A 25507-nucleotide genomic window follows, 5' to 3' on the forward strand; every position below is an offset into this window, starting at 1 on the left:
GCTGCGCACCGCACTGGCCGGATTGGCGGTCGGCCTGACGGCGCTGGCCCTGCCGGACGTGCTGGGCATCGGCACCTCTACGCTGCGCTTTGCCACGATCGACGGCGCTTTCGGGCCCGGCGAGGTCGTGGTCTTGATCATTGCCAAGATCGTGCTGACCGCCCTTTGCATCGGGGCGGGCTTTTCCGGGGGGGCCTTCAGCCCCGCGCTTCTGATCGGCAGCCTGATCGGCGTGTTCTTCTGGACCGTGGCGAGCGGGGTCGCCGCCGTGCCCACGTCAGGCGCGGCGATCTATGCCATCAGCGGCATGATGGGTTTCGCCAGTGCCGTGATCGGCGCGCCTCTGACCTGTATCCTGATCGTGTTCGAACTGACCCGGAACTACGATGTGACCATCGCCGCGATGGTTGCGGTCGTGTTCTCCAACCTCGTGTCGCATCGCGCCTTTNATCACGCGCATCTCGCGGCGCTGAGGGTCGTTGATTACCTTCAGTCCGATGCCCTGACCGCCACGGCCGATGACGCGCCGGAGGAGGTAGCGGACCGGTTGCTTGGGCAGGGATGGCGCGAAGCCTTCGTTCTTGACCGAGACGGCAGGCTGCTGGGCGTATTCACGCCCGGTCCGCATGACGATGTCGACCGTGTTGGGTCAGGCATCGTTCCGGCCAGGCTGGTTTTCCACGACACGACCGATCTGGCCGAGGCAATGGAGCGCCTGCGCGGTTTCGTCGGTGACGCGGTGCCGGTCGTCTCGGAGACGGACGGCAAATTCCTGGGCGCGGTTACCGAGGCGGATCTCGTAGCGGCCTGGTTGGACGAGGCGGCCCGGCTGAGGAGGGAAGAGAATGCGTCTGTCTGATCTCTGTCTTGCCTGGGCGCTTTGCGCCACGCCGGTCGCCGCAGGGGATCTGACGATCGTCTCCTGGGGCGGGGCCTACGAGGCCGCGCAAAGACACGCCATCATCGACCCGTTCGAAGCGGAAACCGGCCTGGAGATTGACGTGACCGTCTATGATGGGAGCTGGGCCGCCCTGGCCGAGCGCGGACCTGCGGAGGGCTGGGATCTTATCGACATGCTGGCCGACCAGGCCCGGGTCGCCTGCGCACGCGGCCTGTTGCTGAGGCTTGATCCGGGTGCGCTCTTCTCGTCCGAGGCGCTGGCGGATTTCACCCCGGTCCAGCCGGATCGCTGTTCCGTGCCGCAAAACGCCTATGCCCGGGTCATGGCCTTCGACGACCGCGCCTTTGCCGGGATCAAGCCGACCCGTATCGAGGATTTCTTCGACACCGCCCGCTTTCCCGGCCCACGCGCCATTCAGCGCAGTCCGGATGGCATTCTGGAATGGGCGCTGCTGGCCGAGGGCGTGCCCCCCGAGCAGGTCTATGGCCTTCTGAGCACCGATCGCGGGCTGCGGCTGGCGTTCCGCAAGCTAGATACAATCCGGGACGACATCGTCTGGTGGGACGACCCGGCCGAACCCGCCGAGATGCTGCGCGATGGCCGGGCGGTCATGGCGGCCGGTTTCAACGGTCGGTTCTTCGACGTTGCGCAAAACGGCCGGGTGCCCATCGACATCGTCTGGGATGGCCGCATAATCGGCATCGAGGTCTGGGCGATTGCCGCTGCGACCGATGCGCCCGATGCCGCCCGTGACTTCATCATCCACGCCACCGAGGCGGCCAGCATGGCGCGTTTCGCCGCCCGTATCCCCTATGGCCCGACCCGCCGGTCCGCCTTCGACCGGATCGGCCTCAACCCGGATACGGGCGTGCCAATGCGCGCCTACCTGCCGAACGCTCCTCAGCACGGTGGCCGGGCGCTCGTTCAGGACAGCAGTTGGTACGCGAACACCGAAGAACAGCGCCAGCGTCGGTTTCACGCGTGGCTTGACGCGGCAGAGTGACCCGTTCGGGTTTGCCTATCGGTCCAGGGCGGCATCGAGGCATCCTGTCGTTCGACTGAGTTGCCTTCTTCCAGGCCTCCGATTTCGGCCTCTGCGGCCATGTCGCGGCGGCTTCCTGTGCGGTGCCGTCGTCTGCGCATGACGGACATTCGCAACGTCGGTCTCAGAGGTGTCATGCGGCAACACGGCACCCAAGTCGCCAGTTCGAACAAGTTGCCGCAGACGGCGGCCCATTACCGCCCTTGGCCGAGGTGCCTTCGCGCCGCGCTGCGGCCCGTCGAACCGGAGATTCGCTGCGTCTGCTAGGCGTGGGTGAGACCGGTCGTCTGGGCGGTCTTTCCAGGCAGCGCGCCGGGCGCGGAGGCCTCACAATGCGCAAGCGTCCGGCGCGCTTCGCGCGGCGTCTGCTTTCCTGGAGAACCATCCCGCCAGCTTCCGCCGTTTGCAGATGCTCGCGTTGAACTGGGCGTCCACGATCGCCCGGAGCTTTTCGGTCAGGCCAAGATCCGCTCGGTCGAGCTTCTGCCAAGAGATCCCTCCAGGCGCCCTGTGACCCCACGCCTTCTTTCGGCACCTCGCGCCGGCTCCACGCAGTCAGCCGACGTCACCGCCCAGGACACCGCCCGATCAACGAGCGCCCGAAGGAAGCTTGGTCGATCGCGCGACGTGACGCCCACAGCGAACTCCGGACGCCAGCTTCGAGCCACATTTTGGCGCCGCTGCGGCGGCCGCGTCGGGCGGGAGCGCGCCGCTCGTCGCCGGAGCGGCTCCTTGAGCCGCCCTTACGCCGTCCTTGCGGCGTGTCACGCGGAAAGCCAGACGCGGTCGAGGTGCTGCTCGAAGGCCTGGTGCATCTCGTAGCCCTCGACCCCGTCCGTGTGGGAGCGGAAGATCGAGCGCCAGTAGGGCTGGATGATGACGCCGGACTCGCGCAGCATGGTTTCGAGGTCTTCCATCAGCACGCGCCGGACGTCGGCGTCGGGCGTCGCCAGCGCCTCGTCGAGCCTGGCGTCGAACTCGGGGTTCGAGTGACCCGTCTCGTTCCAGGGAACGCCGGACTTGTAGGCGAGGGCGTAGATCTGCACGCCGAGGGGGCGACCATTCCAGTCGGTCGCCGAGAAGGGATACTTCGTCCAGTCGTTCCAGAAGGAGGCGCCGGGGATCACGGTGCGCCTCACCGAAAGCCCGGAGTCGCGCAGTTGCGCGGCCACCGCGTCGGCCGTGACCTTGCGCCAGTCGCCCTCGATCGAGATCAGCTCGAACTCGGTGTCGAGATGCCCGGCCTCCTCGAGCATGGCGCGCGCCTGCGCTCGGTCCACCACGGCCGGCCCGATATCGGCATATTCAGGGTGCATCGGCCCGACATGGTGGTTCTCGGCCACCTCCCCCGTCCCGTCGATTCCGATGGCGAGCACCGGCGCCGGCGCCACCGACATCTGAAGGGCGCGGCGCACCCGCACGTCGTCGTAGGGCGGCTGGTTGACGTTCATCCGAAGAACGATCGTCGAGCCGGTGGCGATGCCCGAGGTGGTCACACCCATGTCCTCGAGCACCGGGATCATGTCGGCCTGCGTTTCATAGGTCGCATGCACCTCGCCGGCGTCGATGGCGGCGGCGGCGGTCGCCGGGTCCACGCCGTGGTCGATCCACTCGACGCCGTCGAGCCAGAACTCGCCGCCCCACCAGGGCGACTCCTTGCGGCGCACCTCGGCGCGGCCGCCGATTTCCCAGGCGACGAGCTCGCAGGGGCCGGTGGTGATCGAAAGCGCCTCGAAGGGATCGGTGGAGCCCGCGTAGCTCCGGTGCAGCACGATGCCGGGATAATCCGCGAGGCCCGGGATGAGCGTGATGTCGGGCTGCGGCAGGGTCACCCGCACGGTGAGGTCGTCCACCCGCTCCAGCGTGCCCTCGCGGAGTTGCTGCGTCTCCGCGTCGATCAGGCTGGAGAGGCGCGAGGCCATGGAGTTTCCGTCCACCGTCGCGTCGCACCAGCGCGTGAGGTTGTGGATCACGTCGTCGGCGTTGAGCGTGTCCCCGTTCGACCACCGCACGCCGGGCCGGATGTTGAGCAGATAGGTGCGCGCGTCGTCGCTCACCTCCCAGCTTTCCAGGAGCCAGGGCTCGAACGTGAAGTCGCGGTTCCAGCGCACGAGGTGCTCGTTGCACTGGCGCGCGATGTTGGCGATGTGCACCCAGTCGATCTGCCGCGGCTCCTTGAAAGCCTTCACGGCCATCGAGATGCGCAGAACGCCGCCCTTTCGAGGCGTGCCCTCCTGTGCGGCGGCCGGCCCCGGCAGACCGCCCAGCGCCAGCGCGCCCGCCGCGCTCACGCCGAGGCCCGCCATGGTCGCGAGGTATTCGCGCCGCGTGACGTGGCCCGCGCGAAAGGCGCGCGCGGTCGGCTCGGCCAGCGGGTGCGGATGTCGGTCGGCCAGCATGTAACGGGTCATGGTGCTCTCCTCCCTAGTGCTGTGTCTCAGGCTGCGTCAGAGCCGTCGCGCCACGGCAATCCAGCCGGGCCGGCGCGCGCGTCTGCGGGGGCGAAAAGGTCGAAGTCGCGGCGCAGACGCGTCTCGGCACCGGGATCGGCGTCCGGCCCGGCGACGCGGAAAGTCTCGCCAGTCACAGGGCTGCGGTCAAGGACGGGCCGCCGGGCGAGTGTTTCGGGCGGGGCCACCCCGGCCAGACGCGCGAAACGGAGCGCCATGACATGGGCCTGATGTCCGCCGCCCGGCACGCCGGTCGCCGAGAGCGGGCGCAGGGCGGCGCGGAGCTTCGTGGCGTCCGGCATCGCGATCGCGCCGCCCCAGGCGTAGGCCACGAAGCGGGCCTGCTGCTCCAGCGCGACCATGTAGGGGCCGAACTGCGGCCAGAGCCCGAGGAAGGCGAGGCCGGGCAGATCGGGATGCAGTGTGAACTCGGCGAGCTCCATTTCGGTGGGTGAGAGCCGGACAATCCGCGCGATCTCGTCCGAGAGGAACGGAAGCAACAGGCGGAAGCCCGTCGCCATCAGGATGCCGTCCGCCTCGACATGCGCACCGTCTGCGAAGATGACGCGCCGGCCCTCGACCCACGCGATCCAGGGATGCACGGCGATGCGGTCCTCGGCGACGAGGTCGAGGTAGTATGGGCAGCCCGTCACGCCCGCCTTCTCCACGTCCGGGTCTGCGGGCGGACAACCGTATGCGGCCGGATTCCCGCCGATCTCCTTGATGAAGCGGTCCCGGTCGGCGGCGAGGCGGTCGGGGGGCGCCGTCTCCGCCGCGCGCGCGGCGCGAAGTGTTAGGCCAAGATATTCGATCGGCACGCCGGCCACGATCTTGGGGATCACGTAGCGCTGGCGGCGCTGGGCGACGTGGCCACCCGCCGCGCCCGCCATGGCGAGATCGGAAGCGATCTCCACCGCCGAGGTGGCGCCGCCCGCGATCACCCCGCGCTTGCCGCGCCAGGCTTCCGGGCCGTCATAGTCGAAGCTGTGACGCACGCCGAGCGTGCCGGAGAAGCTTTCGAGCCCGGGCACCTCCGGCGCCCAGGGCCGGTTGAAGCGCCCCGTGGCGACGACCGCGCGCGGGAAGCTCTCGGCATGCTCGCCCTGCCCGTCGCGCCATGTCAGCCGCCAGCCCGCGCCGCCGCGCGCGAGCCCGGTCACCTCGGCGCCGAAGCGCGCGTTCTCCAGCAGCCCGAAGCGCTCCGCCACGGTCTGCAGCATCGCCAGCACCTCGCCGTTGCGCGGAAAGAGGGCCGTGCCTGCCGGATAGTCGGCGTCGGAGAGTTTCGTGACCATCCGCGCCGTGTTGGTCCGCATTCCGGTCCAGACGCCGCTCTTGGGGTTCTCCCGGCTCCACTGACCGCCCGGCGCGTCATGCGCCTCGAACAAGACGGGCGCGAAGCCCTGACCCTTGAGATACCGCGCCGCCGCGATGCCCGCGGGACCGGCGCCGATGACTGCAACCCTTTCGCTCATGCCTCTTCTCCCACCGCCGCGCCGCGCCCGGAGGCGGCGCGCCTGGGCCGGGCCTCAGCCCCGAAGCTCATGAGCGGCGGCCCGAGCGCGGCCTCGTCGATGCGCAGGCCGAGCCCGGGGCGATCGTCCACGACGATCCGCCCGCCCTCCACGCGCGCACTGCCCTCGCCGAGCGAGGCGTCGAAGTAGTCGCCGTAGTGGCTCGCGTTCAGAAGATGCCGCGGCGCGGTCGAAATGGCCAGATGCGCGACCGCCGAACTCGTGATCTCGCTGCCGAAGACGCATTCGATGTTCATCACCATGCCCAGCCGCTCGCACAGATCCCGCACCAGCCGCGCACCCGTCAGCCCGCCGAACTTCGACAGCTTGATGCTGACGATATCGGCGGTCTGATCCTCCTGCGCCTTGAGCAGCGAGCGCAGATCGTCGATCGACTCGTCGAGCTTCATCGGCAGGTTCGTGTGCAGCCGCACCGAGCGGTTGGTCTCGTAGCGCGCGCAGGGCTCCTCGAGGATGAAGTCGCGCTCGCCGGTCCCGCGCAGGATCAGCATCGCCTCGTGAAAGGTCCATGCGCCGTTCGCGTCCACGCAGAGCACCTCGTCATCGCCGAGCGCGTCGGCGACCGCCGAGATCCTCGCGATGTCGGCTTTCACCCCGCAGCCTGCCTTGAGCTGGAAGTGACGGAAGCCCCGCGCCCGGTGCGCCTCCAGCGTGGCGACTGCCTCTTCGGGCGCGCCGAAGGCGATGGCCCGGTGGGCCGGCACCGACTCCGCCCGCCGCCCGCCGAGCAGGCGGTGCACCGGCTGCCCCGTGGCCTGACCGAGCAGGTCCCAGCAAGCCATGTCGATCGGCGCCTTGGCGTAGTCGTGGCCGCTGACCGCTTTCGACATGGTGGTGTTCACGACTCCGATTTCCCGCGGATCGAGGCCCATGATCTTCGGCCCCAGCAACGCGAGGCAGGCGCGCGCGGCCTCCGGATTCTGCGGGATGTAGGAGGCGCCGGCCGGGCAGACCTCGCCATAGCCGCGCAACCCGCAATCGGTTTCGAGGCAGATCACGGTGCTGTCGGCGCCGTCCATCTCGCGCTCGCCGGAGAAGCTATACCGGCCGAGCCGGAACGGCAGCGCCACCGAATGAATCGTCATGCGCGCGATCTTCATGCCGCCCCCGCCTGCGCGGCGCTCGTGTCGAACACCACGTCAAAGAGTGCGTCCTCGCGGGGAACGATGCCGAGGCCCGCGCCCTCCGGCGGGGCCATGCGGCCCGCCTCGATGCGGGCGCCGCCCTCGACCGTCCGGCGCGAGACGAGCGTGTTCCACTCGAGGCACGGCCGGCGCAGCTTGGCCGGCGTCGCCTGCGCCAGATGCGCCATCGCCGCGTTGGAGATGTCGCTGCCGCCGATGTCCTCGATCCCCATCTCCATGCCGACCTCGGCGCAGACGTCGCGCATCCGTCGCGCCCGCGTCAGCCCGCCGACCTTGGCGATCTTGAAGTTGACCGCGTCTGCCGCGTCCTCGGCGAGCGCGCGCAGGAGCGCGTGCATCCCGTCGATCACCTCGTCGAGCATGATCGGAATGTCCGTGCGCCGGCGCAGCGCGCGGCAGGCCTCGTAGTCGTGGCAGGGCTGCTCCAGCAGGAAATCCAGGTCGCGCACCGCGCGCACCACGCGCAGCGCCTCCTGCAGCGTCCAGCCGCGGTTGGCGTCGGCCGACATCGACTCCCCGCACTCCAGCGCCGCGTCAACCGCGCGCAGCGCCTCGATGTCGCGGTCGGGATCGCCCGAGAGCTTGAGCTTGAAGCGGGTATAACCCTGCCGGCGGTAGGCGGCGACCATGGCAAGCATCGTCTCGGTGTCGGGGCCGTGGACGATGCCGTGGATCTCCGGCACGCCCTCGAAGCGCCCGCCGAGCACCTCGTGGAGCGGCCGGCCCTGCCACTTCCCAAGAATGTCCAGGCAGGCCATGTCCACCGCCGACTTGACATAGGCGTGTCCCGCGAGCTTCACGTCCATGAGCCGGGCGAGCACGTCCGTCCGCCGCGGGTCTTGCCCGAGAAGCACGGGCGCAAGCTCGGCGAGCCCGGCGCGAACGCCGCCCGCGAACCCTGGCGTCACGTTCGAGCCGAAGGGGCAGCTCTCGCCCCAGCCGGTCACGCCCTCGTCCGTGTCCACCCGAAGGATCGTGCTGTGGATCGCGTGATAGAGCCGCCCGCCCGAGATCCGGTAGCCCTCGCCTCGGATCGGCAGTTCCACCGCATGGGCGGTGAGCCGGGTGATACGCATGAGGCTCCTCCCAAAGTCCTCCTCGTCCGGACGGTAGGGGCGGTTTCACGATCTTGTAAAACGCAAACTTTGATATGAAGAATGCAGAAAACCTGCATCCTTTCGGGGGGCGTCACCCATGACCCAACTCGCCCACATCTCCGCCTTCCTGGAAGCCGCGCATACGGGCAGTTTCATCCGCGCGGCGGAGCGCCTGCATGTCAGCCATTCCGCCATGAGCGCTCGCATCCGCGCGCTGGAAGACGAGATGCAGGCGCGCCTCTTTCACCGCGGTCGTCACGGTGTGCGCCTGACCGAGGCGGGCGAGGCGCTGGTCCCTCTCGCCGAGACGGCGCTGCGCGCGTGGCGTCAGGGAAAGACGACGGTCCAGTCGGTGTCGGCCGGTGCACGTCCGATCCGCGCCGGGATGCAGCAGGATCTCTGGGAGTTCTTCGCGCCTGCATCCTACGCGCAGCTGCGCGCGGCCGATCCGCCGGTGCAGCTGCGCCTCATGTCGGACTATTCCGACACGCTCTGCGCCCGGATCGAGGAGGGACTCATGGATCTCGCGCTGGTCTTCGAGCCCTCGCACGAGCGCGGCGTGAGGCTGGAGCGCATCGCGTCCCTGCCGCTACGCATGGTTGCGGACCGTCCCGCGGCCTGGAACGGCGCGTTGCCCGCCGACTACGTCTACGTGAACTGGGGCGCGCGCTTCAACGCGTGGCACCTGCGCGAGGTCGGGGACTTCGCCGTTTCTTCCCTCGTCGTCGGCGTGAGCGGCATCGCCCGGTCGACGCTCCGGCAGTTCGGCGGCTGCGCTTTTCTTCCTCTACCCGGCGCCGCCTCCCTGATCGAGCGCGCAGAACTCCATCTGATTGCCGAAGCGCCCCAGTTCTCCGTGGATGTCTTCGTTGCGACGACGCCGGGTGAGCCCGATGCGAGACTCGGCCCCCTCCTCGACGCGATCAGGATTGCCGCGAGGGAGATGGAGGCCAGCGCGGACGAAAGGCGACGCGGTGATGCCTCCTGAAGAGGCGGTCCCGTCCGGACGGCCACGACAGGAAAGGATTGCGCACTCGCGCACCAACCGAGGCACCGGGCGCAACAGGTGCCGGGCACCAGCCATGCTGCGCAAGTTGGCGCGGGCATGCGCCCGGCCTGGTCCATCAAAGCGCTCCGGGACCGGGAGGCGTTTCCTCCGCCAAGGCAACTGCCCGGCCAAGGCCACGAAGACCTCACGCCACGGCCGTCCGACATGGCCCGGGGCCACGTCTCAAGGTGAGGATGCAGCCCCTCCCACAGCCCGACGGGAGCGCGACAGCGTCTTGCGCGACAGGGGGATCCTCCGAACCGGTAACCCGGCCTTTCTTCAAGCGGGTGCAGCGCGACGCATGCCGAGCGCGGCAGCGCGCCGTAGCTTATCCGGGCGCTCACGGCGGTTCACAGACACCTTGCTTTTACGGGGTTTTCGATCGGTGGTCTATCACTGACCCCCAACGGAGCACCCAGCGGCTCTCAGGCCGTGCGCCGTGCCGCGCCACACGCATTGACGGTGTTGCCAGCATCCGGCCACTCTCATGTCGAAAATTGGTGTTCAATAGTTCCCATGAGTTCCTGGATCGCGTTCCCTCCGCGGTGTATTGCCGCCCTTCCCCCGGCACGTCACGAAGACGCTGGCGGCGCGAGCGGGCCATGAGCGTCTGAACGTGGGACGTGAGCCGCAGCATAGCTTGATGGAGCTGCCCACGGCGCTCGCCAAGGCCGTGTCGATCGATCTCGAGGTCGATCCCAAGACGGCACGGATATTCTCGTTCGCTGCCGTAGACGGGACTGGAGATCACGTGCTCCGGCACGACCGCGGCGAGCTTGAAGCAGCACTCGACCGCCTGGAGGCATTCTGCGCCGGCGCCGAATTTCTGGTCGGTCATAACATCCTGCGACATGACCTTCCGCACCTTGTGGCGAGCCGCGCGCGCCTCGCGGAACTGAGCGCGGCGCCCATCGATCCGCTCTGGCTCAACCCGCTCGCCTTCCCGAGGAACCCGTATCACCACCTCGTGAAACATCACCACGACGGCCGGCTCGAGGCCGGGCATGTCAACGACCCCGAACTCGATGCGCGCCTCGTGTTCGGGGTTCTGGCCAACCAGATCGCCGCGTTCGGCGACCTGGCCCGGACCTCACCTGACGCGATGGCCGCCTATCACTTTCTCACGACTCGCGCGGAGGATTCGGCCGGCTTCGACGCCCTGTTCCGGCACATCCGAGGCGCCGAAACGCCGGATGTTCCCGACGCCTCGGAAGCGATCCGGCGTCTGCTGGATGGACAGGTCTGCACCCAGCGTCTGGAACAGACGATCTCGCGCCTCTCGAGCCCGCAACTGGGCTGGCCGATGGCCTACGCGCTGTCCTGGATCTCGGTGGCGGGTGGAGACTCGGTAATGCCGCCCTGGGTGCGCCACCAGTTCCGGGAAGCATCGCTGATCGTAAAACATCTACGCGACAGCCGATGTTCGCGGCCGAACTGCACTTGGTGCACCGAGACAAGCGATCCGACGCGGGCCCTGGAGCGCTGGTTCGGATTTCCGTCATTCCGTCCCGAACCTGCAGACGCAGACGGCCATCCCCTTCAGCAACGCATCGTCTCCGAAGCGATGGACGGACGGAGCGTTCTGGGCATTCTGCCGACGGGCACGGGAAAGTCGGTCTGCTACCAGATTCCGGCCCTCTCGCGTTTCGACAAGACCGGCGCTTTGACGGTCGTGATCTCGCCGCTCGTGGCCCTCATGGCCGACCAGGTGCAGGGATTGGCGCGTTCAGGGATCTCTTCCGCCGTCACCGTCAACGGCATGCTGTCGCTGCCCGAGCGACACGACGCGCTCGAGAAGGTGCGGATGGGCGATGCGGCAATCCTCCTGATCTCGCCCGAGCAATTGCGATCGGTCTCGATCCGCAACGCGCTTCGGCAGCGCGAGGTCGGAATGTGGGTTCTGGACGAAGCCCACTGCATCTCGAAATGGGGCCACGACTTCCGCCCGGACTACCGATACGTCAGCCGTTTCATCCGGGAGTATTCCGGCGACGAGGCCACCGCACCTGTCCTGTGCCTGACGGCGACCGCGAAACCCGAAGTCGTGCGCGACATCCGCGAACACTTCCACTCACGGCTCGGCGTCGACCTGCACCTGCTGGATGGCGGCGCGGTGCGGACGAACCTCTCGTTCGCTGTTCGCCCCACCCAACCGACCACGAAGCTCTCAGACATCCTCGATGCGATCGAGTCCGGCCTTCCGCCCGAAGGTGCGTCCGGCGCCGTCGTCTACTGCGCCACACGGAGCGCCACGGAGAAGACCGCAGAGTTCCTGAAGTCGCAGGGGCTGGCGGCCGAGCGTTTCCATGCCGGGCTCTCCGCGGAGGAAAAGCGCGAGATCCAGGAGCGGTTCCGCGTGGGCGAGCTTCGCGTGATTGCGGCCACGAACGCGTTCGGGATGGGCATCGACAAGCCGGACATCCGGCTCGTCGTCCATGGCGACATTCCCGGTTCACTGGAGAATTACCTGCAGGAAGCCGGCCGCGCCGGGAGGGATCGCGCCCCCGCCAAATGCGTCTTGCTCTTCAGCGCGGACGACGTGGAGCGTCAGTTCAGTCTTTCGGCGCGCTCTCGCCTCGCGCGGCACGAGATCGGTGCCATCCTCAAGGCCTTGAGGCGGCTCGATCAGCGGCTCAAGCAGAACGGAGCGGTCATCGCCACCTCCGGTGAAATCGTGCGGGAGGAGCACGACGCCGAATTCGAGCGCGACAGCGCCACGGACGATACGCGCGTCAAGACCGCCGTGGCCTGGCTCGAAGAGGCGAAGCTTCTTTCTCGCGAGGAAAACCGCGTTCAGGTTTTCCCCTCCTCGCTGCGCATCCGGAACCTCGCGGAAGCGACCGAACTGCTCGACAAGGCGCGGATCACAGGAACGCGGCGCAAGCAGCTGCTTGATGTCGTCCGGCACGTGATGACCGCCGACGCCGATGCCGGCATCTCCACCGACGAGCTGACCGGCGCCAGCGGCCTTGCGGGCAATGCGCTACGGAAAGCGTTGGCCGATCTCGAGGTGCTCGGGATCGCCAGCAACGACACCGCTGTAACGGTGTTCATGCACGTGGCCGTCGAGGATGCATCTCACAGGAGACTGGAGCAGGCAGCACGGCTCGAAGCGGATCTGATCGCCCTCATGCGCGAGACGGCACCCGAGGCCGACGCGGGCGAACCGCTCCCACTCAACCTGACCGAGACGTGCCAGGCCTTGCGGGATGGCGGGCACTCGAAGGTCCGGCCCGACCTCGTCGAGATGCTGTTGCGCGGCATGACGTTCGACGGACGTGATCAGGACGGCGGCCGCGGCAATCTGAGCTTGCGCAAGCTCAGTCGAACCACCTTGTCGGTCCGGCTACAGCGGACATGGGATGTTCTCGAGAAAACCGCCGCGCTGCGACGGCAGGCGGGCGAGCGGCTTCTCACGCATCTCCTCGAACGGGCGCCGAAAGGTGCGCGCGGCAAGGACGTCCGGGTCGAGACCACGCTGGGCGACATGCTGGCCGCGCTGAACGGAGACGCGTTCCTTCGCGGCGCGGTGCGTGATGCCAATCGCCTGATGGATCGCGCCCTTCTCTGGCTTCACGAGCAGCAGGTCCTGACGCTCGGCCGCGGCCTGACCGTGTTCCGCCCGGCCATGACCGTGCATGTGAATCCAAGGGGCGGGAAGTTCACGGTCCAGCACTTCGCGCCGCTCGAGGAACATTACTCGGAGCAGACCATCCAGACCCATGTGATGGCGACCTACGCCGAGATGGGGCTGGAGGAACTGGACAAGGCACAGCGGCTCGCCGAGGACTACTTCGTCCTCGATCGAGACTCCTTCATCCGTCGGTGGCTGCCGGGCAGGGGCACGGAGCTTCGGCGCCAGACGACGAGCCGCTCGTGGAAGACGATCGTCGATGCGCTCGAGAACCCGGTTCAGGAACAGATCGTCAAGGACGACCGCGAGCAGACCAACGTGCTCGTTCTGGCGGGACCGGGCTCGGGCAAGACCCGGGTCCTGGTGCACCGTATCGCGTATCTGGTGCGCGTGCGGCGCGAGGATCCGCGGGGCATCCTCGTTCTCACCTACAATCGGCATGCCGCAGCGGAGATCCGCGAGAGGCTGCGCCGCCTCATCGGCAAGGACGCGACCCGGGTGACGGTCTCGACCTGTCACGCCCTGGCCATGCGCCTTCTCGGGGCGAGCTTTGCCGGACTGGCCGAAGGTCAGCGTGACTTCGACGGGATCGTCATGCAGGCGGTCGCGCTGCTGCGCGGCGAAGGCATGTCCAAGACCGAAGCGGAGGCGCTGCGCGAGACGCTCATCCAGGGCTTCAGGTGGATCCTCGTGGACGAGTATCAGGACATCGGGCCCGAGGAGTACACGCTGATCTCGGCCGTGGCCGGCCGCAGTCTTGACGACCCGGATCAACGCCTCAGCCTTTTCGCCGTCGGAGACGACGATCAGAACATCTATGCCTTTGCCGGCGCCTCGATCGATTTCATCCGCAGCTTCGAAGAGGATTACTCCGCCAAGCCGACCTTCCTGACCGAAAACTACCGATCCTCCAGGAACATTGTAGCGGCGGCCAACGCGGTCATCGCGCCTGCACGGCACCGCATGAAAGACGGGCACGAGATCTGCGTGGACCGCGCACGGCGAAACGACGGTCCCGGCGGCGGAATGGCCAGGATCGACCCGGTCGGCCACGGCCGCGTGACGCTGCTCGACACCCCACCGGGCGATGACGTGCAGGCGGTCGCGGCACTCGATGAGTTCGTGCGCCTGTCTCGGCTTGATCCGGACTGGCAATGGCGCAACGCCGCCATTATCGCCCGCGACTGGCGCCGTCTTGAACCCGTGCGCAGCTATGCCGAGCACCTGGGCATCCCGGTCGAGATGGCGAACGAGGGCCTTCCGAGCCTGTGGCGACTGCGCGAGATGCAGACGCTGGTCAGGGACTTGCTGGCGGACCGCACACGCCTGGTAACCATCGCCGATCTGCTGGACATGTTGAACCGGCAGCCGCGGTCGTTCTGGACGGACGTCATCGGCGAGGGGATAGGAACCCTTGCCCGCGAGATCGACGAGAAGGCGATGCCCGTCCCAGACCTCGTGCAATGGCTCGGCGAATGGGCGCGGGAGGCACGCACCGCGCAGCGCGGCCTTCTGCTCCTGACCGCCCACCGCGCAAAAGGGCTCGAGTTCGACCATGTCGCGATCCTGAACGGTGGCTGGGACCGCGCCTCGCGCAATGAGGACGCCGATGCCCCTCGCAGGCTCTTCTACGTGGCCATGACGCGCGCTCGGCAGGGCCTCACGCTCCTGACGCAGGGGGACCATGCCCTCGCCGAGGATGCAGGCGAAGCGATCCTGCGTCGGCTCGTGAGCCCCTGCACTGAAGACCTGCCGCAGATCCGGAAGAAGTATGTCTCTCCTGACCCGAAACTCGTGGACCTGTCCTTCGCCGGTCGCCTCTCGGACCGGAACCCGGCCTTGGGAGCCATCGCCGCGGCGAAGCCCGGCGATCCGGTGAGCTTGGCGAGAGAGGGAGAGCGATGGCTCATTCGCAATTCGCGTGGGGAAACGCTTGGCCGAATGTCCCGAGCGTTCCGCCCGCCCGAGCATTCGGCCTTTCTTGATGCGCGTGTTGCAGCAATCCTTTTCTGGCGGGCTGACGACAGCGACGACACCTATCAGGCCTATCTTCGCCGCGAGGCATGGGAAGTCGTGCTGCCCGAACTGGTGTTCAAAGCGACGACAGACAACTGACCTGCCCAGCCGAGATCGCGAGGCCTGCCCCCGCTGAGTGGACACGTTCAGCGGAGGCAATCCAGCGTCACATGGCTGTAACCGGCAGGCACTAGGCGAGGGTCGATCAACAACTGATGGAGGCTTCTCTGATGCGCGTGTCCCTTCTGACCCTTGTTGCCACGGGAGCGCTCGCCGCCCCCGCCATGGCAGAGATGAATTTCAATCGCATCGCCTCCTTCCCGGTGGCGTTGAACACGCCCGAGGCTGACGAAACCTCCGCCGAGATCATCGCGGCGACGGGCGACGGCATGACGCTGGTCTATTCTGACAGCCCTGCGGGCGTGATCGGCTTCATCGATATCACCGATCCGGCCAACCCGGTCGCGGCAGGCAGCTTCGCCCTGCCGGCGGGTGAGCCGACGGCCGTGTCGGTCCTGGACCGGACCGTTTTCGTGGCCGAGAACACCTCCGAGAGCTTCACCGAGCCGTCGGGCGTGCTGCATGCCCTCGACGCGGACAGTCGCGCGGTGATCGGCTCTTGCGACCTGGGCGGGCAGCCCGACAGCACCGCTGTGGCGCCCGATGGCAGCTTCATCACCGTGGCGATCGAGAACGAGCGCGACGAGGATCTGGGCGAGGGCCGCGTGCCGCAGATGCCCGCGGGCTATCTCGTGATCCAGCCCCTGGGTGGTGGTGGCAACATGGACTGCGCCGCGCAGATCCGGGTCGATCTGACCGGGCTGGCCGATGTCGCGCCCGAAGACCCCGAGCCGGAATTCGTCGATGTGAACGCCAACGGCGACATCGTCGTGACCCTGCAGGAAAACAACCACATGGTGGTCGTGTCCGCCGCCGGTGAGGTGCTGAGCCATTTCTCCGCGGGCGCCGTCGATCTGGCGGGCGTGGACCTGACCGAGGACGGCGCGCTGCGCTTTGTCGAGAGCCAGCCGGGCCGGGTGCGCGAACCCGACGCGGTGCAATGGATCGACACCGAGCATTTCGTCATCGCCAACGAGGGCGACATGGACGGTGGCAGCCGCGGTTTCACCGTGTTTCACCGCGACGGAACCGAGCTTTTCGACAGCGGCCTGTCCTTCGAATACGCGCTGGTCGAGATCGGCCACTACCCCGAGGAACGCTCCGGCAACAAGGGCGTGGAGCCGGAGGGCATGGAGGTCGCGACCTTCGGCGGCGTGCCGATGATGTTCCTGCTGTCGGAGCGCGGGTCCATCGTGGGGGTCTACGACATGACAGACCCCGCGGCGCCGGTGCTGGCACAGCTGCTGCCCTCGGGTATCTCACCCGAAGGAGCCATCGCGATCCCGGAGCGCAACCTGCTGGCCACCGCCAACGAGTTCGACGGGCGCGGGGACGGCGCGGCGCCAGCGCATGTGATGATCTACGAATACCAGGAGGCGCCGGCGGCCTATCCGCATCTGACCTCCGCCGGTCTGACCGAGGACGGCGCACCGGTGGGATGGGGCGCGATCTCGGGCCAGGTGATGGCCGAGGACGGCACGATCTTCGCCGTGTCCGACAGTTTCTACGGAATGCAGCCGACGATCTTCCACATCGACGTGCGCGAGACGCCGGCCCGCATCGTGGATGCGATCCGCGTGACCCGCGAAGGTCAGCCCGCGCAACTCATGGACATGGAGGGGATCGCGCTCGACGGTGAGGGCGGGTTCTGGGTGGCCAGCGAAGGCCGCGCCGACCGTCTCGTGCCCTCTGCGCTCTACCGTGTCGGCGCCGATGGCGCGATCGAGGACTACGTGACCCTGCCGCAGGCGATCCTCGACGTGCAGCGCCGCCACGGCTTCGAGGGCGTCGCCCGGGTCGGCGACACGCTTTATGTCGCCGTGCAGCGCGAATGGGACGACGACCCGCAGAACCACGCGAAGGTGCTGTCCTACAACATCGGGACCGAAGAATGGGGCGTGATCCACTACCCGCTGACCGAGCCGGCGACCGGCTGGGTCGGCCTTTCGGAGGTTGCCGCCCATGACGGCCATCTTTATTTCATCGAGCGTGACAATCAGCACGCCGCTTCGGCCGTTACCAAACAGATCACCCGGGTGGCGCTGAGCGGGATGGAAATGGTCGCCCCGGGCGAAACGCCCAACGTTCTCGCGCCCGAGCTCGTTGTCGACCTGCTGCCCGACCTCGCCTCGACCGGCGGTTACGTGCTGGACAAGGTGGAAGGTCTGGCGATCGCAGGGGATGGCACGATGTGGATCTCGACCGACAATGATGGCGTCGACGACCATTCCGGCGAGACGATGCTGTGGTCGGTGACGCCGGAATAATCCGGCTCGGAGGATCGGCGGAAGGGCGGCCTTCGGGCCGCCCTTTCTCATTCCGACCGGGAGGGTTTCGGGCGCATGAGTTTGCGGGGGCGGGGGCGGGTCGTCGGGACCGCGGTCGAGAACGCCTGGCGCGGTGTCGATCCGGGCGCATGGCGAGGCCCGGAACTGTGCGCATGAAATTCAAAGTCGGCCGCGTCGAGAGCTGCGCGACTGGTGCGATCGGACGTTCAAGCCGCAGGGTTTCGAGTGGCCTCTGCCACGGCGGCAGCGGGACGCGTGCAGAAATGCCGGGACCGCGCACGAAGCCCGTGCGCTCTTGTGCCTCGGAGCTGGCCGTGATGCTCCCCGTCGGTCGCGACAGTGCCTTTGCAGATGGCAGCGCTGCGCCGACATCATTCCTGAAGCGTCTCCAGGTAGTAGGTGAGCGACAGCGCCCGGCCGGCCGCAATCGACACGGCATCGGAGCGGCTCACACCGCGATCCTCCAGCGCATCGGCGACGAAGTAGTCGCCCCAGATCGGCATTTCCGAAGCGCCGTGACCCGGAGCTTCCATGCCGAGCACGATGACCTCGTAGACTTCCGAGAAGGGATAGCTTCCGCCCGCGCGCTCCGCGAGCTTGGTGAGGTCCGGCGGCTTGACTTCGAAGAGCTCGGCCACCTCGCCGCCGCCCTTGGCATCGTCACCGTGACAGACGGCGCAAAGAGCCCCGTAAGCCGACCTGCCGAGAGCGATCGCCGAATCCTCCGCTTGAACCGCAAGTGGCGACACGGTCATGACCGCCGCCGAAAGCGCTGCCCTGATCTGCATGTGTTTCTCCTTCTTCTAAGGTGGCCCAGGCGCCGGACCGTACGCAGGACCCGTTGCAAGCGCCTTGCGCCAACGCCCTCGACGTCGCGGCCACGGCGCGCGGTTGCGAGAACGAGCCGATCGTGCGACCGCACATTGGTCCCGGGCTCGAACCTGATCATGCACCGCCCGGCTGACGCGCACGCACACGGCTTCACGCAACGAGGTCACGCCCACCCTTCACGTCTTCGCCCACGCCCGAGACACTCATCACTCCATGCAGACTAGGCATGGCCATTCGGGCTTCATTGACGACGGTCAATCACCGCGGCGTCACACGAGATCGGGATCGTCAGCGACCCACGGGTCCGCATTCCGGATCTCGGCGCGCGACGCGATCAAGGTCTGGCACCCGCCCGACCGACGCATCGCCGATATCCGCTGTTGGAGGTTCCGACCGTCAGGCTATGTCGCCTTGTGCCGCAGGCGCCGCTTGCGCATCATTCATTCAACGGAATTCCCCAGAGCACGGCATGCGATCAACTTTCTCAAACCTCGTGCGCCTTTTCGGCGCAAGCCTCGTCCTCGGCGTGACGGTTGCCCTGTTCCCCACGGCCGCGATTCCTCAAACCGCCCTGGACGACCGGGAGCTGCCGTTCCTGACATTGAGAAACCTGACCGGCAAGGACGACCCCGGGCAATTCTACGGCGACGAGCGAAGTGGCCTCACGGCCGGATGGTGCAGGGTCAGGGAAGTCGACCTGGGCGGGCTTGCGCCGCTCGCGGAAGCGGCCCCCTCCTTCATACGCGAGGAGTTGCTGCGGGTGGACCGGATCAAGGGCGGAGACAGCGCAGAGGTTCTCGACGCGCTGGAGGACAAGACGCGCGGCACGGCGCCTGCGGTCTACGTCCACGGCTACTACATCAGTTTCGAGAAAGGATGTCGCCGCGCGATCCTGCTGCAGGAGAACGCCGGTCTCGCCGGGCGTTTCCTGTGGTTCAGCTGGCCTTCGGACGGATCAATCGCCTATTACACCCATGACGAGGCCGACCTCTACTGGAGCGTTCCCGACCTCGCGGACGCCATCATCGAGGCGGAACGCCGTTTCGGCGGCGACGTCGATGTCGTCGGCCACAGCCTGGGCGCGCGCGGCGTGGTGCTCGCCCTATACGAGGTGGCCAACAGAATGCCGGACATCCGGCTCGACCAGATCGTCCTGCTGGCCCCGGATATGGATTTCGAGATCTTTCGTCGCATGCTGCCGCGGATCCGGCCGATCGTGGAGGGGATCACCATCTACGTTGCAGCGAACGACCGCCCCCTCGCGCTGTCGGCCCAGCTGCATGGGTATCCCCGACTGGGCGAGACGGGGAACGATGTCGCGAGCCTCGACGGCGTCGAGGTCGTCGATCTCGGCAACCTCCCGGCGGGCAGCCCGACCGGTCACCTCTACCACATCTACAGCGCGGCGGTGGGCGCCGACCTGCGCCAGCTTCTCAACGACGGGCTGCGTGCGGCGGACCGGTCCGGCCTGCTTCAGGTGGGCACCAACAAGTGGCGGCTGCAACAGCGCGGGAGTCCCGTTCAGGAATGAGCGCGGGCGCTCGGGTCCCGCCGCGGGTTCGTCTTTCGCGGGTCGGGGCGCGCGCGACGCCACGCAACGGCTCCGATCACATGGCTGTCGCATGCATGCATGACCCGCGCCGCAGGTGTCGCGGTTCCGTGACCCTTTCCACGTATCTGCGGTAAGCGGGCGCCGCGGTACTGTTCAGACGCGGGGTGTTGATGCAATCTGGCCGCAAACCGGAAACACGGCGGTCGTCCGGCCACCGGGTGACATGCATGCGGCATGAGCGTCGATCGAAGGAAAATTCCCATGCGGTTTCTGCGGGCCCTCGTAACGCACTTCTCGATCCCCGCGCTGTTGCTGGGGATCTTCTTCCTCGCGGCCTCGTTGTCGCCGTCGCTCATACCGCGCGGCCCCGCGATCCAGGGGGCGCTCGGAGGGCTCCTGATGGCGCTGGGCTATCTTTGCGGCCGGATCCTCGAGACGATCTGGGAGCTCGCGGACATGCCGCGACTGCGGGGGCGCGCGGCGGCGATCGCCACCGCCGTGGTCGCGATCCCGGTTCTTGGCACGCTGGTTCTGTCGACAAGGGCGAGCGTGCGCTGGCAGGACGATCTGCGCATGCGCATGGATCTCGCCCCGGCCGAGGAAGCGCACTGGGTGCAGGTCATCGCGATCGTGGCCGTCGTTTTCGCGCTTCTCTATGCCCTCGGCGTCGCGATCTCGCTGCTCTTCCGGCTCGTGCGCGGCGCGCTCTACCGGGTGATGCCACCGCGCCGCGCGAACGTGCTGGGCCTCGTCGCCGTCGCAATGCTCCTTTTCCTGCTGACACGCGACCAGCTGGTGCCGACCGTCTTCGACGTGCTCGACGAAAGCTACGAGACGGCCCAGAACCTCTTCGACCAGGCGCCGCCGGCTCCGACAGAGCCCAGGACACCGGGCAGTCCGGCGTCCCTCGTGGACTGGCAGGCCATGGGCCAGCCGGGCCGGGACTTCGTCACGCGCGGCCCCGACGCGGAGGCGATATCGGCCTTCTCGGGCGAGGATGCGCTCGACCCGATCCGGGTCTACGTGGGCCGGGCCAACGCACCCACGCCCGAGGCGCGGGCCCTTCTCGCGCTCGATGAACTCCTGCGCCTCGACGCTTTCGACCGCGAGGTCCTCATCGTGGCGAGCCCGACCGGAACCGGCTGGCTCGATCCCGGCTCGCATGACCCGGTCGAATACATGCATGGCGGCGACATCGCGACGGTGGCCGTGCAGTATTCCTACATGCAGTCCCCGCTCGCGCTGATCTTCGAGACGCGGACAGGGCTTGAGCAGGCGACCGCGACGATCGAGACGATCCACGACTACTGGAAGACGCTGCCCCGGGACGACCGTCCGCGGCTCTACATCCACGGGCTCAGCCTCGGCGCCTGGTCCTCGATGTACGCCACCAACCTCTTCCGGCTTGTCAACGACGGCATCGACGGCGCGTTCTGGGCGGGTCCACCATTCCCGTCGAACTTCTGGAACTACGTGCAGAACGCACGAAACGAGGGGACATCCTGGGTTCTTCCGGAAGTGGGAGACGGATCGCTGATCCGCTACGCATCCCACGTGGCCGACGGCTCCGAAGGTGCGCCGTGGGGCGACATGCGGCTGATGTTCCTGCAATACCCGAGCGACCCGATCACGTTCTACGATCCGTTCTCCGTCTGGCGTCCGCCCGTCTGGATGACCGAGCCGCCCGGCCACGGCGTGTCGCCCGACCTGCGGTTCCTGCCCATCGTCACGCAGTTCCAGCTGGCGGTGGACATGGCGCTTTCGACGACGACGCCGGCGGGTTACGGGCACTCCTACTACGCCCACGACTACATCGAGCCGTGGGCGCAGGTCACGGCGCCCGCGGGCTGGACGCGGGAGGATACCGAACGCCTCATGGCTCATTGCGACAACGGCTTTCAGCAGGGCTGCACGAACGACTGAGCCCGCCGCCCGGGAAATCTTCGACGATCGGGGGTGACCCAAGGGCCGCGGGACAGTCTTCCGAGGCAAGCGGTCCGGGCGAGAAGACGCCCCGAGAGATCCCGCAGGGGTGGCGAGCGACAGGGCTGGCGGACCACCGCTGCCGCCCCCCCAAGGAATGAAACGTCGACCTTCCCTGCAAGGGTCGACGCGGCGAACGGCGCGATCGCATGGCGATGACCGCCGGCCGGCTGAAAGACCGGCGCCGGATCGCCCGGCGGCTCACGCCGGCTGCCGCGACGCCTGGCCATCTGCCATCCGCTTCGCCGCTGCCGACATCTTCTGGCCGGGCGGCCGTTGATGAAGATGGGGCCCGATTTTGCGAGATCGTGCTGGCCTCCCGTGACGTTCCCCGGGACAGGCGCGGCGCGCAGACGGTCTCGCTGCCCGAAACCGGTCCGTTCCGGCCGCCCGCATTCGGGACAAAACGCCGCCGCGGGATCGGCCCGCACCCCGTTGCGGTGCGCGACCGCACGGCGCTAAGTGCGGTGCGTCGAGGAGGGCCGTGCCGATGACCGGCGATGACAGGCTGCGAGAGATGGAGCAGGCCGCCGGGTGGCGGCTCAGGGCGGGCTCCGTGCTGGTGGGTGCTTCGGGGGCGTTCTGGCTCGTCCAGGCATTTGCGGCCGCCCAGACGATCAGCGGATGGATCCACGGCGACACGGCGAAGGCGATGGTGCTCGTCGCCGTGTTCGTGGCGGCGGGGCTGCTGCGGGCCGGGCTGGACCACGTTGGCAGCGGCCTCGCCCACCGCGCGGCGGAGGACGTGGTCTCGGCAGAGCGCCGGCGGCTGCTCTCGCACGCGGCGCATCGGATCGAGGGCGGCCCCTCCTCCGCCGAGACCGCGGCGCTGGTCGCCCAGAAACTGGCACTCGTCTCGCCCTACCTGTCGCGCTACCGCTCCGCCATTATGCGCGTTGCGCTCGTGCCGCCGCTGATCCTCGCGGCAAGCCTGGCGGTCTCTTGGGCGGCGGCGCTCGTGTTGCTCATCGCGGGGCCGCTGATCCCGGTCTTCATGGCGCTTGTCGGAATGGCCGCGCGCGAAGCGAGCGAACGTCAGATGGCCGAGATCGGCGACATGAACGCGCTGCTGATCGACCGGATCGCGGCCCTGCCGGACATGCGCCTTCTGGACGCGACGGCCCGCGCCGAGGCGGATTTCGCCGCGCGCGCCGACTCGCTCCGGGAGCGCACGATGGCCGTGCTCAAGGTCGCCTTCCTGTCCTCGACGGTTCTGGAGCTGTTCTCCGCGCTCGGCGTTGCATTGGTGGCGGTCTATGTCGGCTTCACGCTTCTGGGGGAAATCGGCTTCGGCCATTGGGGCGGGTTGACGGTGGCCGAAGGCGTTTTCGTGCTGTTGCTGGCGCCGGAATTCTTCCAGCCCCTGCGTGACATGGCGGCCGTCTGGCACGACCGGGCCACCGCGCGCGCCGTCGCCGGAGAACTCGCGGCGTTGGAGACGCAGGACCGCCCGGCGATCCTCGGCACGGGGGGCCGGGCCGCGCCCCTGCCGGGAGCGGCCACCGTGCGCCTCGAGCATGCGTCGCTGCGCCGGGAGGGAGGTCTCGTCGATTTGCCCGACATGGTCGTCGCGCCGGGCGCGGCCGTGGCGCTAGTCGGGCCGTCCGGGTCGGGCAAGTCCTCGGCGCTCATGGCGCTTGCCGGCCTTTTTCCACTGGAGACGGGGCGCCTCGAGGTGGCCGGCCGGCCGCTGTCCGACGCGACCGCTGACGGCTGGCGCGCGCGGCTCGCGCTCGTGCCCCAGGAGGTGCATGTGCCCGATGTCGCGCTGCGCGCGTTCCTCGATCCGGCGGGCGCCTGCGACGATCCCGGGCCGGCGCTGCGCGCCGCCGGGGCCGAGGAGGTCGTCGCGCGGCTGCCCGACGGGCTGGATGCACGGCTCGGCGAAACCGGCGCGGGCGTCTCGGGCGGAGAAGCCCGACGGCTTCTCGTGGCGCGCGCCCATCTCTCGGGCGCGGATGTCGTGCTGGCCGACGAGCCGACCGCGGACCTCGACGACGAGACCGCGCGGCGGGTGATCGCTGGGCTGCGCGCCATGGTCGCCCGCGGCGCGATGCTGATCGTGGCCACCCACGACCCGCGGCTCATCGCGGCGGTCGATCGCAACGTCGCGATGCCTGCCGCGGCGGAGGGCGCCGCATGAGGCAGCTATGGCAGGTCCTCCGCCTGACTTGGGGCGCGGCTCCACGAGCGATGTGGCGGGGCGCCGCGCTTTCGGTCGCCGTGCTCGTCATGGGCGCGGCGCTTCTCGGCCTCTCGGGCTGGTTCATAACCGCCACGGGGCTTGCCGGGCTGGCGGGCATCGGCATCGCCTTCGACGTTTTCCGGCCATCCGCGGGCATCCGCTTCCTCGCGCTCGGACGTGCGGGCGGACGCTATGCCGAGCGGCTCCTGACCCATGACGCCACGTTGCGTGCGTTGGCCGCACTCCGTTTGGACCTGATGCACCGCCTCGCCGCACGTCCCTTCGCCGAACTCCAGAGGCTGCGGGGCGCCCTGCCGCTCATGCGGATCACTGCGGATGTCGACGCGCTCGACGGGGTCGTGCTGCGCCTCGCCCTGCCCGCTCTTGCGGGGCTGGTCACGCACGCGGCGGCCTTCGCGGCCCTGTGGTGGCTGGTGGCGCCCGAGATGGCGTGGGGCATCGCTGCTGGATATCTGCTGGGCGCGACCGCGATCCTCGCGCAGGTCGGCCGGGCGACGCTTCGTCCCTCCTCGGAGGCGGAAGCCGCGACCCAGGCGCTGCGCCGCGACGTGATCGACACCTTTCGCGGCCAGCGCGACCTTCTCGTGCACGGGCGCATGGCGGCGCGGCTCGAGACGCTGGCCGCCCTGGAGGCCCATGCCCGCGCCTCGAGCGACCGGTTGAACCGCATCGACCGGAACGCCGGGCTGGCCCTCGCGGGCGTGGTGGCGGGCACCGCGGGCGCCGCGCTGGTGATCGGCGGCTGGCTTGTGGCGTCGGGTCGGGCCGATCCAGCGCCGGCGGCGATCGGCTTCTTCGTCGCGCTGGCGCTCGCCGAAACGGTGCTGCCGCTTCGGAAGGGGCTCGGCGAACTCGGCCGCATGCGCGACGCCGCGCGCCGCGTCATGGACGCCCCGGCCGGCGCGCCCGCCCTGCCAGCCGGGGCGCCGGAGCCCCGCGCCCGGTCCGGCCTTCGCTTCGAAACCGTGAGCGTCGGTCGGCCCGGTGGCGGTGCGCCCCTGCTCTGCGGCGTGAGCTTCGCCGTCGCGCCCGGCGAAAACGTTGCGCTGGCCGGTCCGTCCGGCGTCGGGAAATCCACCTTGCTGGGCATCGCCGCCGGCCTCGACGAGCCCGCTGGCGGGCAGGTCCTGCTGGATGGCGCAGCGATCCGGACTTGGCCCGAGGACGCGCTTCGCCAACGGGTGACGCTGGTCCTTCAGCGCGCCGCACTCCTGTCGGGCACGATCCGCGACAACCTCGCGCTGGCCGCACACGACGCGACCGAGGACGAAATGTGGACCGCGCTGGAGGCCGTCGCGCTGCGGCGCACGGTGACCGCGAAGGGCGGATTGGACGCGGTGCTCGGCGAAGGCGGCGCCGGGCTCTCGGGCGGCGAGTCGCGACGGCTGGTGCTCGCGCGCGCGCTCCTGCGCAGGCCCGAGGTTCTGCTGCTGGATGAGCCCACGGAGGGGCTCGACGCGGACACCGCCCATGCGGTGCTCCGGGGGCTGCGCGCCGCCCTGCCCCGCGCGGCGATCCTGACCGCGTCGCACCGGGACGAGGAGCTTGCGACAGCGCACCGCACCCTCGATCTACGGAAATACATTCCCGATTTCATATCTGTTTGACGTAGATCAAACCGCCACCCGGTCTCCGGGTGTAGGCCGGCATCAAATGCAC

At 68.5% G+C, this 25507-nt stretch carries 15 protein-coding genes; 10 read left to right on the top strand and 5 right to left on the bottom strand.

From position 1 onward, the window contains the following. Both AB6A65_RS15460 and AB6A65_RS15465 read left to right on the top strand, forming a co-directional pair. On the top strand, positions 1 to 859 hold an 859-nt coding region (locus AB6A65_RS15460; protein WP_371039302.1), incomplete at its 5' end, for a chloride channel protein. Then, positions 846 to 1904: an extracellular solute-binding protein gene (locus AB6A65_RS15465; RefSeq protein WP_371039303.1), complete on the top strand. Its 1059-nt coding sequence runs from the start codon at positions 846 to 848 to the stop codon at positions 1902 to 1904. The genes AB6A65_RS15460 and AB6A65_RS15465, both read left to right, overlap by 14 nt. Positions 1905 to 2707: 803 nt before the next feature. Here AB6A65_RS15465 and AB6A65_RS15470 read toward each other — a convergent pair. From AB6A65_RS15470 to AB6A65_RS15485, 4 genes are read right to left on the bottom strand one after another with little or no spacing between them, the layout of a single operon-like run. Further along, positions 2708 to 4354: an ABC transporter substrate-binding protein gene (locus tag AB6A65_RS15470; protein ID WP_371039304.1), complete on the bottom strand. Its 1647-nt coding sequence runs from the start codon at positions 4352 to 4354 to the stop codon at positions 2708 to 2710. Between the two features lie 26 nt (positions 4355 to 4380). Then, the gene (locus AB6A65_RS15475) at positions 4381 to 5868 is read right to left on the bottom strand and encodes a flavin-containing monooxygenase (protein WP_371039305.1); all 1488 of its coding nucleotides are present in this window, start codon (positions 5866 to 5868) and stop codon (positions 4381 to 4383) included. Next, positions 5865 to 7013, bottom strand: coding sequence for a mandelate racemase/muconate lactonizing enzyme family protein (locus AB6A65_RS15480; RefSeq protein WP_371039306.1), 1149 nt, complete (start codon positions 7011 to 7013; stop codon positions 5865 to 5867). The genes AB6A65_RS15475 and AB6A65_RS15480 overlap by 4 nt, the downstream gene beginning before the upstream one ends. Positions 7014 to 7024: 11 nt before the next feature. Further along, positions 7025 to 8149 carry a mandelate racemase/muconate lactonizing enzyme family protein gene (locus tag AB6A65_RS15485; protein WP_371039307.1) on the bottom strand — a complete coding sequence of 375 codons (1125 nt, stop codon included), beginning with the start codon at positions 8147 to 8149 and terminating at the stop codon, positions 7025 to 7027. A 118-nt stretch (positions 8150 to 8267) separates the two neighbouring features. Here AB6A65_RS15485 and AB6A65_RS15490 point away from each other — a divergent pair, with 118 nt between their 5' ends. The 3 genes from AB6A65_RS15490 to AB6A65_RS15500 all read left to right on the top strand — a co-directional run bounded on the left by AB6A65_RS15490 (position 8268) and on the right by AB6A65_RS15500 (position 17255). Continuing rightward, entirely contained in the window at positions 8268 to 9158 is an 891-nt protein-coding gene (locus AB6A65_RS15490; RefSeq protein ID WP_371039309.1) for a LysR family transcriptional regulator, read from the top strand. Between the two features lie 703 nt (positions 9159 to 9861). Continuing rightward, the gene (locus AB6A65_RS15495) at positions 9862 to 14967 is read left to right on the top strand and encodes a RecQ family ATP-dependent DNA helicase (RefSeq protein WP_371039310.1); all 5106 of its coding nucleotides are present in this window, start codon (positions 9862 to 9864) and stop codon (positions 14965 to 14967) included. A gap of 131 nt (positions 14968 to 15098) precedes the next feature. Further along, complete coding sequence (locus AB6A65_RS15500) at positions 15099 to 17255, top strand: esterase-like activity of phytase family protein (RefSeq protein ID WP_371039311.1); 2157 nt, start codon at positions 15099 to 15101, stop codon at positions 17253 to 17255. Positions 17256 to 17647: 392 nt separating this feature from the next. Here the strand turns inward: AB6A65_RS15500 and AB6A65_RS15505 are convergent, their stop codons facing one another. Further along, a complete protein-coding gene (locus AB6A65_RS15505; protein ID WP_371039312.1) occupies positions 17648 to 18064 on the bottom strand; it encodes a cytochrome c in 417 nt (138 codons plus the stop codon). A gap of 512 nt (positions 18065 to 18576) precedes the next feature. On the opposite strand from AB6A65_RS15505, the gene AB6A65_RS15510 reads away from it, so the two are divergent. The 5 genes from AB6A65_RS15510 (at position 18577) to cydC (ending at position 25455) form a co-directional block, all read left to right on the top strand. After that, positions 18577 to 19638 (top strand): alpha/beta hydrolase, encoded by a 1062-nt coding sequence (locus tag AB6A65_RS15510; RefSeq protein WP_371039313.1) that lies wholly within the window; start codon positions 18577 to 18579, stop codon positions 19636 to 19638. A 282-nt stretch (positions 19639 to 19920) separates the two neighbouring features. After that, on the top strand, positions 19921 to 21582 hold the full coding sequence (locus AB6A65_RS15515; protein WP_371039314.1) for an alpha/beta hydrolase: 1662 nt from the start codon (positions 19921 to 19923) through the stop codon (positions 21580 to 21582). Positions 21583 to 21791: 209 nt separating this feature from the next. Beyond that, complete coding sequence (locus AB6A65_RS15520) at positions 21792 to 22136, top strand: hypothetical protein (protein WP_371039315.1); 345 nt, start codon at positions 21792 to 21794, stop codon at positions 22134 to 22136. Next, positions 22133 to 23785 carry an ABC transporter ATP-binding protein/permease gene (locus AB6A65_RS15525; protein ID WP_371039316.1) on the top strand — a complete coding sequence of 551 codons (1653 nt, stop codon included), beginning with the start codon at positions 22133 to 22135 and terminating at the stop codon, positions 23783 to 23785. Before AB6A65_RS15520 ends, AB6A65_RS15525 begins: the two co-directional genes overlap by 4 nt. Continuing rightward, positions 23782 to 25455 (top strand): thiol reductant ABC exporter subunit CydC, encoded by a 1674-nt coding sequence (cydC, locus tag AB6A65_RS15530; RefSeq protein WP_371039317.1) that lies wholly within the window; start codon positions 23782 to 23784, stop codon positions 25453 to 25455. The genes AB6A65_RS15525 and cydC overlap by 4 nt, the downstream gene beginning before the upstream one ends. Positions 25456 to 25507 lie beyond the last annotated feature (52 nt).

The organism is Rhodosalinus sp. FB01 (assembly GCF_041365715.1).
Taxonomy (GTDB): Bacteria; Pseudomonadota; Alphaproteobacteria; order Rhodobacterales; family Rhodobacteraceae; genus Rhodosalinus.

Bases quoted from the DNA above. Each gene is read 5' to 3' on its own strand.
- AB6A65_RS15465 (WP_371039303.1), top strand. From the start codon at position 846: ATGCGTCTGTCTGATCTCTGTCTTGCCTGGGCGCTTTGCGCCACGCCG.
- AB6A65_RS15470 (WP_371039304.1), bottom strand. From the start codon at position 4,354: ATGACCCGTTACATGCTGGCCGACCGACATCCGCACCCGCTGGCCGAG.
- AB6A65_RS15475 (WP_371039305.1), bottom strand. From the start codon at position 5,868: ATGAGCGAAAGGGTTGCAGTCATCGGCGCCGGTCCCGCGGGCATCGCG.
- AB6A65_RS15480 (WP_371039306.1), bottom strand. From the start codon at position 7,013: ATGACGATTCATTCGGTGGCGCTGCCGTTCCGGCTCGGCCGGTATAGC.
- AB6A65_RS15485 (WP_371039307.1), bottom strand. From the start codon at position 8,149: ATGCGTATCACCCGGCTCACCGCCCATGCGGTGGAACTGCCGATCCGA.
- AB6A65_RS15490 (WP_371039309.1), top strand. From the start codon at position 8,268: ATGACCCAACTCGCCCACATCTCCGCCTTCCTGGAAGCCGCGCATACG.
- AB6A65_RS15495 (WP_371039310.1), top strand. From the start codon at position 9,862: ATGGAGCTGCCCACGGCGCTCGCCAAGGCCGTGTCGATCGATCTCGAG.
- AB6A65_RS15500 (WP_371039311.1), top strand. From the start codon at position 15,099: ATGCGCGTGTCCCTTCTGACCCTTGTTGCCACGGGAGCGCTCGCCGCC.
- AB6A65_RS15505 (WP_371039312.1), bottom strand. From the start codon at position 18,064: ATGCAGATCAGGGCAGCGCTTTCGGCGGCGGTCATGACCGTGTCGCCA.
- AB6A65_RS15510 (WP_371039313.1), top strand. From the start codon at position 18,577: ATGCGATCAACTTTCTCAAACCTCGTGCGCCTTTTCGGCGCAAGCCTC.
- AB6A65_RS15515 (WP_371039314.1), top strand. From the start codon at position 19,921: ATGCGGTTTCTGCGGGCCCTCGTAACGCACTTCTCGATCCCCGCGCTG.
- AB6A65_RS15520 (WP_371039315.1), top strand. From the start codon at position 21,792: ATGGCGATGACCGCCGGCCGGCTGAAAGACCGGCGCCGGATCGCCCGG.
- AB6A65_RS15525 (WP_371039316.1), top strand. From the start codon at position 22,133: ATGACCGGCGATGACAGGCTGCGAGAGATGGAGCAGGCCGCCGGGTGG.
- cydC (WP_371039317.1), top strand. From the start codon at position 23,782: ATGAGGCAGCTATGGCAGGTCCTCCGCCTGACTTGGGGCGCGGCTCCA.